Below are 14,081 nucleotides of genomic sequence, written 5' to 3'. Positions count from 1 at the left end.
TGAAACCCCGTATGAATCTGCCAGGACCATCTGGTAAGGCTAAATACTCCCTAGCGACCGATAGTGAAGCAGTACCGTGAGGGAAAGGTGAAAAGGACCCCGGAAGGGGAGTGAAATAGAACCTGAAACCGTGTGCTTACAAAAAGTCAGAGCCCGATATAGGGGTGATGGCGTGCCTTTTGTAGAATGAACCGGCGAGTTACGTTCCCGTGCAAGGTTAAGGTGAAAAGCCGGAGCCGCAGCGAAAGCGAGTCTGAATAGGGCGAATTAGTACGTGGACGTAGACCCGAAACCGGGTGATCTACCCCTGTCCAGGATGAAGGTACGGTAACACGTACTGGAGGTCCGAACCCACGCACGTTGAAAAGTGCGGGGATGAGGTGGGGGTAGCGGAGAAATTCCAATCGAACCCGGAGATAGCTGGTTCTCCCCGAAATAGCTTTAGGGCTAGCCTCGGAAGGTGAGTCGCGGAGGTAGAGCACTGATTGGATGCGGGGCCCGCAAGGGTTACCAAGTTCAGTCAAACTCCGAATGCCGCAGACTTTATTCCGGGAGTCAGACAGTGGGTGCTAAGGTCCATTGTCAAAAGGGAAACAGCCCAGACCATCAGCTAAGGTCCCCAAGTGTGTGTTAAGTGGGAAAGGATGTGGAGTTGCTTAGACAACCAGGATGTTGGCTTAGAAGCAGCCACCATTGAAAGAGTGCGTAATAGCTCACTGGTCGAGTGACTCTGCGCCGAAAATGTAACGGGGCTAAACACACCACCGAAGCTATGGCTTGATACATTCGTATCAGGGGTAGGGGAGCGTTGAATTTAGGTTGAAGGTGTACCGTAAGGAGCGCTGGACAGAATTCAAGTGAGAATGCCGGTATGAGTAACGAAAAGATCAGTGAGAATCTGATCCGCCGAAAGCCCAAGGGTTCCTGAGGAAGGCTCGTCCTCTCAGGGTAAGTCGGGACCTAAGGCGAGGCCGAAAGGCGTAGTCGACGGACAACAGGTTGAAATTCCTGTACCACCGAAAGCCGTTATGAGCAATGGGGTGACGCAGGAGGGTAGTGACGCGGACTGATGGATGTCCGTCTAAGCAGTGAGGCTTGCATGTAGGTAAATCCGCATGCTCCAAGGCCAGGCTGTGATGGGGAGCGAAAATTATAGTAGCGAAGGTCATGATCTCACACTGCCAAGAAAAGCCTCTAGCCAGGAAGCAGGTGCCCGTACCGCAAACCGACACAGGTGGGCGAGAAGAGAATTCTAAGGCGCGCGGAAGAACTCTCGTTAAGGAACTCGGCAAAATGACCCCGTAACTTCGGGAGAAGGGGTGCCCCGGTAGTGTGAATAGCACGAGGGGGCCGCAGTGAAAAGGCCCAAGCGACTGTTTAGCAAAAACACAGGTCTGTGCGAAGCCGCAAGGCGAAGTATACGGGCTGACGCCTGCCCGGTGCTGGAAGGTTAAGGGGAGTGGTTAGCGCAAGCGAAGCTATGAACCGAAGCCCCAGTAAACGGCGGCCGTAACTATAACGGTCCTAAGGTAGCGAAATTCCTTGTCAGGTAAATTCTGACCCGCACGAATGGCGTAACGATTTGGGCGCTGTCTCAACGAGAGATCCGGTGAAATTTTAATACCTGTGAAGATGCAGGTTACCCGCGACAAGACGGAAAGACCCCATGGAGCTTTACTGCAGCTTGATATTGAACTGGGGTGCGATTTGTACAGGATAGGTGGGAGCCTACGAAGAGGGAGCGCAAGCTTCCTTGGAGGCGCCGTTGGGATACCACCCTGATCGCATCTGAGTTCTAACCTGGTACCGTGATCCGGTACAGGGACCGTGTCAGGTGGGCAGTTTGACTGGGGCGGTCGCCTCCTAAAATGTAACGGAGGCGCCCTAAGGTTCCCTCAGAATGGTTGGAAATCATTCGAAGAGTGTAAAGGCATAAGGGAGCTTGACTGCGAGACCTACAAGTCGAGCAGGGACGAAAGTCGGGCTTAGTGATCCGGTGGTACCGCATGGAAGGGCCATCGCTCAACGGATAAAAGCTACCCTGGGGATAACAGGCTTATCTCCCCCAAGAGTCCACATCGACGGGGAGGTTTGGCACCTCGATGTCGGCTCATCGCATCCTGGGGCTGAAGTAGGTCCCAAGGGTTGGGCTGTTCGCCCATTAAAGCGGTACGCGAGCTGGGTTCAGAACGTCGTGAGACAGTTCGGTCCCTATCTGTCGTGGGCGCAGGAAATTTGAGAGGAGCTGTCCTTAGTACGAGAGGACCGGGATGGACGCACCGCTGGTGTACCAGTTGTTCCGCCAGGAGCATCGCTGGGTAGCTACGTGCGGACGGGATAAGCGCTGAAAGCATCTAAGCGTGAAGCCCCCTCAAGATGAGATTTCCCAACTAGTAAGACCCCTTGAAGACGACGAGGTAGATAGGTTGGGGGTGGAAGTGCAGCAATGCATGGAGCTGACCAATACTAATCGGTCGAGGGCTTATCCAATAAAGCTTTCTAAAGCAGCGATGTTACGTTTCGGATTCAGTTTTCAGGTGATTAACCTGTAAGGTAAGACGTTTGGTGATGATGGCGGAGGGGTTCCACACGTACCCATCCCGAACACGACCGTTAAGCCCTCCAGCGCCGATGGTACTTGGACCGCAGGGTCCTGGGAGAGTAGGACGTTGCCAAGCGAAAACAGCAAGACTTCCGCTCGCACGAGCGGGCATTATTCCCTGATAGCTCAGTTGGTAGAGCACTCGACTGTTAATCGAGTTGTCACAGGTTCGAGTCCTGTTCGGGGAGCCATTTGCTCTCATAGCTCAGTAGGTAGAGTGCATCCATGGTAAGGATGAGGTCACCGGTTCGAATCCGGTTGAGAGCTTACTCAGCAAGGCCCGTTGGTCAAGGGGTTAAGACACCTCCCTTTCACGGAGGTAACAGGGGTTCGAATCCCCTACGGGTCATCTACATTTATGGAGACTTAGCTCAGCTGGGAGAGCATCTGCCTTACAAGCAGAGGGTCGGGGGTTCGATCCCCTCAGTCTCCACCATAGATATTCTTGATACGTTGGGGATTAGCCAAGCGGTAAGGCAACGGACTTTGACTCCGTCATGCATAGGTTCAAATCCTATATCCCCAGCCATTGAGAGCCATTAGCTCAGTTGGTAGAGCACCTGACTTTTAATCAGGGTGTCGAAGGTTCGAGTCCTTCATGGCTCACCATTTATTTATCAATATGCGCGTGTGGCGGAATTGGCAGACGCACTAGACTTAGGATCTAGCGTCTTACGACGTGGGGGTTCAAGTCCCTCCACGCGCATCCTTATTTTTGCGGACGTGGCTCAGCGGTAGAGCATCGCCTTGCCAAGGCGAGGGTCGCGGGTTCGATTCCCGTCGTCCGCTCCAATACGCGCCCTTAGCTCAGCTGGATAGAGCGTTTGACTACGAATCAAAAGGTCAGGAGTTCGAATCTCTTAGGGCGCGCCATTTTTATTATTATAATATGTATCGGGATGTAGCTCAGCTTGGTAGAGCACCTGGTTTGGGACCAGGGGGTCGCATGTTCAAATCGTGTCATCCCGATTGATGCGGGTGTAGTTCAATGGTAGAACTTCAGCCTTCCAAGCTGATAGCGTGGGTTCGATTCCCATCACCCGCTCCAATATGTATATAAAGACCGGTAACGGTCTTTTTTTGCTATATACAGGTTTTACAAAAGGAATTATGATTTCATCGAATAATAATGGATCATCGTTTTAACTATTATGTAAAGATCTAAAATCTAAGATTTAAGATTTAAGATTTAAGATTTAAGGTTTAGGATGTAGAAGGTACTGATCAAAGCAAGTACAAACGTTTGCGTTGAGATTTGCTCCATTTTTGTATTTAACTGATTAGGATAGTAAGGACATTTTAAATAATAGAAAACTATACAGGTTACTATGGAAGTTAATTTGTGAACTTTTTTGTGAGACTTTGTACAATTAGTATGGAAAAAGTGTAGTATAATATTTTTGCGCAATAACGCTGTGAAGCATTATGAATGAATGATAGAATGTTTGCATAATTAATCATATTATTCAAATTAATTAAAGTAATCATTCCGGCTTTGTTGTATGATGTTAAGAAGATGTGAACCTTTAAATAGAATGAACCACCGGGAACGATAGGAGGAAGAGCATGTCTGAGTTGACAGTCAATGTGAGTAAAAATCATTCTAATAATTTGCTTCGACGTGATGTACGTTTTTTGGGCAATATCCTGGGAGAGGTACTCGTACACCAGGGAGGCCAGGAGCTGCTGGATATCGTCGAAAAAATTCGTGAGTTGAGCAAATCATTACGGGCAGTTTCTTTGCCAGAGGTATTTGAAGAATTCAAAACATTAATCAAAAATCTGGATTCTGATAACAGACATCAGGTTATACGTGCTTTTGCTGTTTATTTTCAACTCGTTAATATCGCAGAGCAAAATCATCGTATCCGCCGGAAACGTGATTATGAACGTTCTGCTGGTGAAAATGTACAATCTGGAACGATGGAAAACGCTGTTCAGGAACTGAAAAATAATAACTTTACGGCTGAAGAGGTTGAAGCGATCTTTGCTGACCTTTCACTGGAACTGGTTATGACTGCCCATCCAACCGAGGCTATGCGCCGGGCTATTCTGGATATTCATAAGCGTATTTCTGAAGATGTAAAGCTGCTGGACAATCCAACGCTTACTTTCCGTGAACGGGAACAACTGCGTGAGAAGCTGCTGAATGAGGTTATTACTCTCTGGCAAACAGACGAGCTGCGTGATCGCAAACCGACTGTACTGGATGAAGTGCGTAACGGGATGTATTACTTCCACGAGACGCTGTTTGATGTACTACCTGAATTGTATCAGGAGCTGGAGCGTTCGCTGTCCAAACATTACCCTGAGCATGACTGGCATGTACCTGGTTTCTTGCGCTTTGGCTCATGGATTGGTGGAGACCGGGATGGTAACCCTTCTGTTACAGCAGAAGTGACCTGGAAAACACTACAGATGCAGCGGAAGCTGGCTATTCGTGAATACCAGCGTATCCTGCGTGAAATGATGCAGTCGCTGAGCTTCAGCACAACGATCATTGATGTGTCGGAAGAACTGTTGTCTTCTATTCAAAAAGATCGTCTGCATGTCACTATCGATAAAATCTACAGTTGGAATAATGAAAATGAGCCTTATCGGATCAAGATCGCTTATATGCTGCGCAAGCTGAGCAATATTGGTGATGATTCCAAGCAGGGTACTACAGAGCGTTACAATGATGTATCTGAACTGCTGGAAGATCTGAAAGTGATTGATAAGAGCCTTCGTCATCATTATGCTGATTATGTAGCGGATACATACGTGAAAAAGATGATCCGCCAGGTTGAGCTATTCGGGTTCCATACGGCTACACTTGACGTACGTCAACATAGCCAGGAGCACGAGAACTCCCTTAAGGAAATTCTCGCCAATATGGAGATTGTGGAGGATTACTCCAAACTTCAGGAAGAAGAGAAAATCGAGCTGCTTGGCAAGCTGCTAAGCGATCCAAGACCGATTACTTCTCCTTATTTCAAATATAGCGAGAGCACAGAAGAGTGTCTGGCAGTGTATCGTACGATTCATAAAGCGCAGCAGGAGTTCGGTACCAACTGTATCTCCAGCTACCTGATCAGTATGACACAGGGAGCGAGCGATATTCTGGAAGTGATGGTATTCGCCAAAGAGATGGGATTGTTCCGTCAATTGGCGGACGGCAGTGTACACTGTACATTGCAGGCAGTTCCGCTGTTCGAGACGATCGATGATCTGCACGAAGCACCTCGGATTATGCGTCAAGTGCTTGATTTGCCTGCTTATCGCAAAGCAGTAGCAGCGATGAATGACCTGCATGAGATTATGCTTGGTTACTCGGATAGCAACAAAGATGGCGGTGTGGTTACAGCAAACTGGGAACTGCGTCTTGCCCTTAACAATATTACGGCGATGGGCCAGGAATACAGCATCAAGCTGAAATTTTTCCATGGTCGTGGTGGTGCGCTCGGTCGCGGCGGAATGTCGCTGGATCGCAGTATTCTTGCACAGCCGCCGCATACGATCGGTGGAGGCATCAAGATTACGGAGCAGGGTGAAGTATTATCATCCCGTTACTCTTTGCAGGGAATTGCTTACCGTAGTCTGGAACAGGCAATCTCTGCGCTGATTCATTCCGCTACGATTGCCAAAACCGGAGAACCTGCCGGTGAGGGAAATGAGGAGTGGGAAGACATCATTCGTGGTATTTCGGAAGTATCGCTGGATAAATACCAGCAGCTGATTTTCCGTGATCCTGACTTTATGAGCTTCTTCAAGCAGTCCACGCCTTTGCCGGAAGTAGGCGAACTGAATATCGGTTCTCGTCCTTCCAAACGTAAAAACAGTGATCGGTTCGAGGATTTACGGGCAATTCCGTGGGTATTTGCCTGGACACAGAGTCGTTATCTGCTACCGGCATGGTATGCTGCCGGTACAGGATTGCAGCATTTTTATCAGAATCAGCCTGAAAATATGGCTGTTCTGCAAATAATGTATAAAGAGTTCCCGTTCTTTACGACATTGATCGATACGCTGCAAATGGCTATTGCGAAAGCGGATCTGACGATTGCCAGAGAGTATGCAGGAATGTGTCAGGATGATCAGTCCCGCGCACGCATCTTCGGATTAATCGAGTCCGAATTTAATCTGACTCGTGATCTGGTACTTCAAATTACCGGACAACAGGACATTCTTGATAATGTTCCGGTTATTCAGGAATCGGTACGTCTGCGTAACCCATATGTAGATCCACTCAGCTATTTGCAGGTACAGCTGCTTAGTGAACTGCGCCAGATTCGTGAAGAAGGTGCAGATGATCCGGAATTGCTGCGTGAAGTACTATTGACGATCAATGGTATTGCGGCAGGTTTGAGAAATACGGGCTGATTTGGGTAGTATTTGTATAGAGGTTAAGTAGACTATGCAGATAGCAGATAGCAGATAGCAGATAGCAGATAGCCATGCAGCCAAGCACAATGGGGTTGTTTAGGTTAATAGACGATCAATGCCAATCTCTCAAATTATAAAAGCATTATGACAGATAGCTCCATATAGACGGTATACATTTCTGGTTGTATAACCACCGGAGAAGGATACAATTCAAAAGGCTGACATTATTGTTTGGAAATAATGTCAGCCTTTTATTATGAATAAAAGCTTATTATGAATAAAAGCTTATTATGTTCAAAAGCTTATTTTGTTCGAAAATTTATTGTATTCGAAAGTTTATTATGTACAACAGATCATTATAAAAAAACAACATGATAATAAAAAATGAACTGATTCATAGGAGATTTGCAGGCAGTTATTTTCCTGTTTTCCGAAAAACAAAAGAAGTTTGCAAGAAACAGAGGATTAAGATTGCAATTTAAGGTATCATCCATTACGATTTTAATTGGATTGTAAAATGGTTTTACAGAATACTATACATACCGGGAACTGAGTCTGGGGGAGTGATGGTGGATAATCTGGATACGAGATTAGCCAAATTGGCGCTGAAAGGTGATCAGCGTGCATTTGCCGAAATCGTTGATTTATACAAAGACAAGATATTTCATTTGGGTTACCGTATGTTGAGCAATCGTCATGAAGCGGAAGATGTAGTACAAGAGACGTTTTTGCGGGTCTATAAAAGTCTGGATCGCTATGATCCAAAGCAAAAATTCTCGACCTGGATCTACCGGATTGCTACCAACCTGTGTATTGACCGGCTGCGCAAACGCAAACCGAGCTTTTCACTGGATGCGGAATTGAATGACCAGGACAGTACAGATGGTTATGCATTGATTCCGGGTGATGAACGTACGCCGGAAAGTGAATACCTGCTTACAGAGACACAGCAGCTTATTCATCAGGCGATCGATTCTTTACCGGATAAATACAAAACTGTCATGATTCTGCGTTATCTGCAAGAGCTGTCCTTGCAGGAAATCAGCGATGTTATGGATATGCCGGTAACTACAATCAAAACCCGTGTCCACCGCGGCCGGGAATTTTTGCGTAAAAAGCTGGAATCCAAGCTGTAGGATGTACCATTATTTTTAAATATTGTTATGAAAATCAAAAAAAAGCTTCAGGTTTATGAAACGGTTTGAAACCTGAAGCGTATTTAACAGAGTAATCGCAGTTCCAGACATGGTCCGGCTGTGATATGATGCTGGAATATTATATACAAGAAAGGAATGGCTCATATGGATTGCAAACTGGCCGTCTCATTTATACATGAGTACCTGGACGGCGACTTACCTGATGAACAGGCAAATGAGCTCAAGCAGCATATGGCTGAGTGCTCAGAGTGCCGTGCAGTTTTTAAAGAATTGGAGCAGACTGAATTGCTTCTGTTTGCCGTCAATCACCGCAAGCCGCCAGTATCTGATGAGCTCACCGACCGGATTATGCAGGCTCTTCCCAAGAAGAAGCAGCCTCCTGCCTGGACGACCTGGTTGAAGAGACATCCGGCGTTAACGGCAGCAGCAGCATTTTTCGTGATTCTGCTCGGTACACTTCCCTTCTGGAATGAAGGTCCTGAAATGATCGTCAAAGGACAGAATCTGGATCAGGTTGTGATTGAAGGAAATACGGTGATTGTACCGGAAGGCAAAACGATTGCCGGTAATTTAACTATAGAAAAAGGGCAAGCCAAGATTTATGGTGATGTTGAAGGCGATGTAACAGTTATCGATGGCAGCATTTTTCAAGCAAGTACGGCCCATATCTCTGGACAGGTTCAAACGGTAGATCAAGCGGTAGGCTGGCTTTGGTACAAAATTTCAACAGCATTTTCAGAAGTCGCCTCTACTAATTAAATGACTTTTTGTAAGGCGCCTCTTATGTAGAAGGCGTCTTTTTTGCATGTTCACGGATAAAACGTGTAAAATAGGGCAGTGGACTTTAACAGACACAAATAGTGGTCTGCAGCTACCATATGAAAAGTTATAGGCATTTTATGAAAAAAGGTAGTAAATTTAACGGCAGGTTAGGGTAATATTATATATTATACTGCTAATAAGTACGGGAATGGTGTGAGTGTTCAAAGTACGCGTAGTCCTGGCCGATGGTGCAATATAGCATATACAGTACACTAACAGCCTGAAGCAAGTCTGTATGTATCCAAAAATGCAGGCAGCGAGTATACCAGGTTAAAGGTCCACCAGATAGAACATAACGGGGGTTGCAGTATGGAGTATTTTGCGGACTTGACTTGGAAAGATTCCATTAAAGATATAATCGACATATTGATTGTAACGTACATCATTTATCAGCTCATTCTTCTGGTACGTGGTACCCGGGCAGTGCAGCTGCTAAAGGGTATTCTCGTGCTTGTCGTCATCTGGGCGCTGAGCACCTGGTTTGATTTGTATACATTAAAATGGCTGATGAACCAGGCATTCACTTTTGGAGTGCTGGCCGTGTTTATCATTTTCCAGCCGGAACTGCGCCGGGGTCTGGAGCAGCTCGGACGTGGTAAAATCTTTGGACGTACAATAGCAGAAGATGAAGAAATTACCCGCATGATCAACGAAGTGATCAAGTCTGTCAATTATCTGTCCAGACGAAAAATTGGCGCATTGATCGTATTCGAACGGACAACAGGATTAAACGAATATACCGAATCAGGTATTAAAATGCAGTCTGTAGTCAGTTCGGAGCTGCTTATCAATATCTTCATACCGAATACGCCGCTGCATGATGGCGCCGTGATTATACAGGGGCAGCAAATTTCGGCAGCAGCCTGCTATCTTCCGCTGTCCGAGAATCCTTTTATTAGCAAAGAGCTCGGAACACGTCACAGGGCAGCGATCGGTATCAGTGAAGTAGGCGATGCGCTGTCGCTGATTGTATCCGAGGAAACCGGGCAAGTATCCCTTGCAATGAATGGACAGGTTATTCGTGATATCAACGAAGAATCTCTAATCTCCAAACTGCATGAAGCTCTCAAACCCAATGTAACGACCAAGGAGAAAAAGAGCCTGTTCTGGAAGCGAAAGGGGGATAACAAGGATGATGGACAAATGGATTAGTAATAACACGGTAGCCAAGGTGCTGGCATTGGTTGTAAGCATACTGCTGTGGATTATGGTCCATATGGATAACAATACTCTTCCTATGCAATCCTCAGCCTCTCAGGTAGGCACCAGTGTAATTAATGATGTGCAGGTACAACCTTATGGTTTTGATGAAGACAAATATGTATTGAAATCGATTGAGCCCTCGACGGTAAGTATTGAAGTACGAGGTACGCGTCCGGATCTTCTGCCTTCGGACAGCTACAAGGCAAAAGTAGATCTGAGCCAGATTAAGGGAGCAGGAACTGTCAGTCTTCCACTGATTACCGATACACCGGCAAGTGTGCAGTATGTGTCTTCCACACCCAGTGTAGTAAAGGTAACGATTGAAGAGAAAACATCCAATGCTTTTGTACCCGAGATTATTACGCAAGGAGAGCCTGCTGCCGGCTATCAGAAAGGCAACCCGGTTATTACGGATGGAACTGACAAGGTAAGTGTTACACTGCCGCAGAGCCGTCTGGAGGATGTGCAGAAAGTGCAGGGTGTGATCAGCGTAGCAGGCGCAACCGATACCGTGTCCAAAACGGTAGCACTGGCTGTGTATGATAAATCCGGAAATGTAATGAAGGATGCCATTATTTCGCCTTCTTCGGTCAAAGCAGAAGTACCGATCGGAGCTGCAACCAGAACGCTGCCGCTCAATCTTAGCTATACCGGCCAGCTGCCGGATCGTCTGGTACTGGCCGGAACCGAGGTCAGCGCAGATCAGATCAAGGTGTACGGATCCGAATCTGCTCTGGCTGCACTGGGTGACTCGATTACTGCTTCGGTCGATCTGAGCTCTATAGAGCAGGCAGGCACTGTCACATTGACAGCCAAGCTGGCTCTTCCCGAGGGAACCGAACGCATCTCGCCTTCTTCGGTTCAGGTGAAAATCATGACAGAGGAATTCTCCGAGCGAGTGATTCAGAATATACCGATCGGCCTTGTAGGCACGGGCTCCAATCTGGAAGCCGTGATTACTAAGCCGCAAAGCAAACAGGTCAGTCTGAATATCAAAGGCTCACCGGAAGCACTTCAGGCTGTGAAGCCCGAAGATATCAAGGCTACAGCTAATCTAAGCGGCCGCGGACCAGGTACGTATACGATTCCGGTTCAGATTGTACTGCCGGAAACGGTTAGCCTGACGGACCCTGGAATCAAGCTGGATGTAACAGTTACAATTACAGAAAAGGCAGATAATTCGGGAGCAGGCAATGGGGCTGCAGATAATGGATCCAATAATGGCGCGGGTACTACCGAAGAGGGGGAGAATGAGTCAGGTACGGGAACAGGTAATGCTGTACCTGACTCCTCGAACCCGGAAGAAAAGCCAGGCACGGATTCCGGTACAGGCAGTGAACAGCAGCCGGAGACGCCTCCGACAGAAGGAGAGCAGCCGGAAGCAGGAACGCCGCCAGTATCCAGTAATGAATCTACGCAGCCCACTGCTCCATCTACAGAAGAAAATACACAGCCCAAACAGGGCTCTGCCAACCAGAATGGCGAGACTACAACAAGTGCCAAAGCGGTTTTCACTACAACCTATCATTGATTGGATATAAATGATACGAATAGCTATTGACAGTAAGGTAGGGAAGACGTATAAAGAAATGGTTGTCTGATGCAGTCCGATCGGCGATAAAGTTAGCAGAATCGCCGCTGCCGGGCTGCTTTTAGACTGTCCAAACAACAATTCAATTTATTATTAATATCATAAGGGAGCACAACTATGGGTAAATATTTCGGAACAGACGGTGTACGTGGTGTAGCAAACAAGGAATTAACAGCAGAAATGGCTTATCAGATTGGACGCTGTGGCGGTTATGTACTGACACATGGGGCAGAAAAGCCAACCGTAGTAATTGGAATGGATACCCGCATCTCCGGTCTAATGCTGGAATCGGCTCTGATCGCCGGTATGCTGTCTATCGGCGCTCACATTATTCGTCTCGGTGTTGTAAGTACACCGGCGGTAGCGTACATCACTCGTTTGCTTAAAGCGGATGCAGGCGTCATGATCTCCGCTTCACATAATCCGGTAGAAGATAACGGCATCAAGTTTTTTGGCGGTGACGGATTCAAGCTGTCCGATGAAACCGAGCTGCAGATCGAAGCATTGATGGATGCAGAAGTCGATGAACTGCCACGTCCAGTCGGAGCAGAGCTGGGAACGATTGTTAATGATGATACATCCAAATACAAGTATCTGGAGCATCTCAAGTCTACGATTACGCATTCTTTTGCTGGGGTGAAAATTGTAATGGACTGCGCCAATGGAGCAGCGTATGAACTGGCTCCTGCTTTCTTCAAAGAACTGGGTGCAGAAGTTATCGCTATTGGTGCAGAACCGAATGGTCTGAATATCAATGACCACTGTGGATCTACCCATCCTGAGAAACTGAAAGAGGAAGTTCTGCGTCATGGTGCACAGATCGGTCTGGCTTTTGATGGGGATGCGGATCGTCTGATTGCTATCGATGACAAAGGAGAAGAAGTGGACGGTGATTATATCCTCTGTATCTGCGGCGATGCAATGAATCGTGCCGGCAAGCTGAAAGACAGTACAATTGTATCCACGGTAATGAGCAATATCGGCTTCTACAAAGCTACAGAAGCTCTTTCTCTGCGTACAGCACAGACAGCAGTAGGCGACCGTTATGTTATGGAAGAGATGAGACGTGGTGGTTACACACTCGGTGGCGAGCAGTCCGGCCATGTTATTTTCCTTGATTACATCACAACCGGGGACGGTATCCTGACAGCGGTACAGCTGGTAGATACACTGGTTGGTTCTGGCAAGTCACTCAGCGAGCTGAAGTCCATGATGAACAAGTATCCACAGGTACTGGTAAACGTACGTGTCGAAAGCAAAGCACGTTACGAAGGCAATACAGCAATCGCTGCTGCCGTCAAAGCGGTTGAAGACCAACTGGGCAGCAACGGACGTGTACTGGTACGCCCGTCTGGCACAGAATCTCTGATCCGTGTAATGGCGGAAGGCCCGGATAAAAACGAATTGGAGCAGTACGTAGCCCAGATCGTGGATGTTGTCAAAAAAGAACTGGTATAAACCTTATGTATCTGGTTGTTCGTTTATTCAAAAGTGTGCAGAGTGTTGTGAAGACGACTGATTCGGCAGCTTGGTAATAAACTAAATGCAGCTTTTCAATAATATTTTTAATGATACAAGTAAAGTAAAAGACAGTAAGCCTGTTCACGCAGACTCGCTGTCTTTTTACTTTAAGGATATATAGTGGATTTGAATATGATGTGAGGGAGTATGGAATTTTAAACATTCAGCCGTTAGTACGGCAAAAAAGAAAATGAACAAGGCAAAAAAAGGACAGAATTAAATGGATATAATTGTAAAATATTTCGGATATAAAGGTTAATTCAGTCATTTATCGTGTAAATGTAGAATATACACAGCAATTAAACATACTCATATGAACGTAATTTCATATAAAGGCTATTCATTCTGCTCATGACAATGATGTCACATTTTTATCATTGCCTTATCCGGGAAACATGCATATAATGAAAAAGTTGCTATTTGTAATATAACTGTAACATTGCAGTGCTTACAACAGCATCACTCAAGAAACAGAAAGTGAGGATCGTGATGTTGCCAGGCAAGACCAAGCGCCAGAGCTCGAAGAGACGGAGAAAGTAAATATCGAGCTGACGAGGTGAAGGTGTTCGAAACATTCGGCGGGGACCTTCCGGTGATGCATCAGACCGCAAATTGGAATCCAAATGCAGAGAGTGATCTCTGCCACAAAGATCCATTCGATGCCAGCTTTATCATTATAAGAATGTGCATGTGACATGAATAGAAATACAGCATTATCAAGTGTGCATTCATTACGAATCTATAATTGAATAGTACTGATTTCTATTCCTCGTGTACTTATCAACGTCAACAGACGTACTATCGAACGGAGGAATATAAA

At 46.5% G+C, this 14,081-nt stretch carries 6 protein-coding genes, 11 tRNA genes and 2 rRNA genes (1 of these 19 running past the window's edge); all 19 read left to right on the top strand.

Translation table 11 applies throughout. The annotated features are described in order from the left end of the window. Positions 1 to 2,490, top strand: a 23S ribosomal RNA gene (locus tag AR543_RS21930) (it extends 433 nt beyond the left edge of the window). A 71-nt stretch (positions 2,491 to 2,561) separates the two neighbouring features. After that, positions 2,562 to 2,678, top strand: a 5S ribosomal RNA gene (rrf, locus tag AR543_RS21925). 39 nt (positions 2,679 to 2,717) lie between these two features. Then, positions 2,718 to 2,793: transfer RNA gene (locus AR543_RS21920), tRNA-Asn, on the top strand. A gap of 3 nt (positions 2,794 to 2,796) precedes the next feature. After that, positions 2,797 to 2,869, top strand: a tRNA-Thr gene (locus AR543_RS21915). Between the two features lie 10 nt (positions 2,870 to 2,879). Beyond that, positions 2,880 to 2,951: transfer RNA gene (locus tag AR543_RS21910), tRNA-Glu, on the top strand. 11 nt (positions 2,952 to 2,962) lie between these two features. Beyond that, positions 2,963 to 3,038, top strand: a tRNA-Val gene (locus AR543_RS21905). Between the two features lie 18 nt (positions 3,039 to 3,056). After that, a tRNA-Gln gene (locus tag AR543_RS21900) sits at positions 3,057 to 3,131 on the top strand. Positions 3,132 to 3,135: 4 nt separating this feature from the next. Continuing rightward, positions 3,136 to 3,211, top strand: a tRNA-Lys gene (locus tag AR543_RS21895). Positions 3,212 to 3,226: 15 nt separating this feature from the next. Then, positions 3,227 to 3,308, top strand: a tRNA-Leu gene (locus tag AR543_RS21890). 11 nt (positions 3,309 to 3,319) lie between these two features. Then, positions 3,320 to 3,394, top strand: a tRNA-Gly gene (locus AR543_RS21885). Positions 3,395 to 3,398: 4 nt separating this feature from the next. Beyond that, a tRNA-Arg gene (locus AR543_RS21880) sits at positions 3,399 to 3,475 on the top strand. Positions 3,476 to 3,497: 22 nt separating this feature from the next. After that, positions 3,498 to 3,571: transfer RNA gene (locus AR543_RS21875), tRNA-Pro, on the top strand. Positions 3,572 to 3,576: 5 nt separating this feature from the next. Further along, positions 3,577 to 3,650: transfer RNA gene (locus AR543_RS21870), tRNA-Gly, on the top strand. Between the two features lie 518 nt (positions 3,651 to 4,168). Continuing rightward, positions 4,169 to 6,964, top strand: coding sequence for a phosphoenolpyruvate carboxylase (gene ppc, locus AR543_RS21865; RefSeq protein ID WP_060536420.1), 2,796 nt, complete (start codon positions 4,169 to 4,171; stop codon positions 6,962 to 6,964). 569 nt (positions 6,965 to 7,533) lie between these two features. Continuing rightward, positions 7,534 to 8,103 carry an RNA polymerase sigma factor SigW gene (sigW, locus tag AR543_RS21860; RefSeq protein ID WP_060536419.1) on the top strand — a complete coding sequence of 190 codons (570 nt, stop codon included), beginning with the start codon at positions 7,534 to 7,536 and terminating at the stop codon, positions 8,101 to 8,103. Between the two features lie 165 nt (positions 8,104 to 8,268). Beyond that, positions 8,269 to 8,883 carry a zf-HC2 domain-containing protein gene (locus AR543_RS21855; RefSeq protein ID WP_017814207.1) on the top strand — a complete coding sequence of 205 codons (615 nt, stop codon included), beginning with the start codon at positions 8,269 to 8,271 and terminating at the stop codon, positions 8,881 to 8,883. Positions 8,884 to 9,255: 372 nt separating this feature from the next. Next, positions 9,256 to 10,098 carry a diadenylate cyclase CdaA gene (gene cdaA, locus AR543_RS21850; protein ID WP_060536418.1) on the top strand — a complete coding sequence of 281 codons (843 nt, stop codon included), beginning with the start codon at positions 9,256 to 9,258 and terminating at the stop codon, positions 10,096 to 10,098. Beyond that, complete coding sequence (locus AR543_RS21845) at positions 10,079 to 11,680, top strand: CdaR family protein (RefSeq protein WP_060536417.1); 1,602 nt, start codon at positions 10,079 to 10,081, stop codon at positions 11,678 to 11,680. Before cdaA ends, AR543_RS21845 begins: the two co-directional genes overlap by 20 nt. 177 nt (positions 11,681 to 11,857) lie before the next feature. Further along, entirely contained in the window at positions 11,858 to 13,198 is a 1,341-nt protein-coding gene (gene glmM, locus AR543_RS21840; RefSeq protein ID WP_060536416.1) for a phosphoglucosamine mutase, read from the top strand. The last annotated feature ends 883 nt before the right edge of the window (positions 13,199 to 14,081 follow it).

The sequence above is a fragment of the Paenibacillus bovis genome (assembly GCF_001421015.2).
Lineage (GTDB): Bacteria > Bacillota > Bacilli > Paenibacillales > Paenibacillaceae > Saccharibacillus > Saccharibacillus bovis.
The sequence above is the reverse complement of the archived record's forward strand: the minus strand, read 5'-3'. Positions and strand labels throughout refer to the sequence as shown.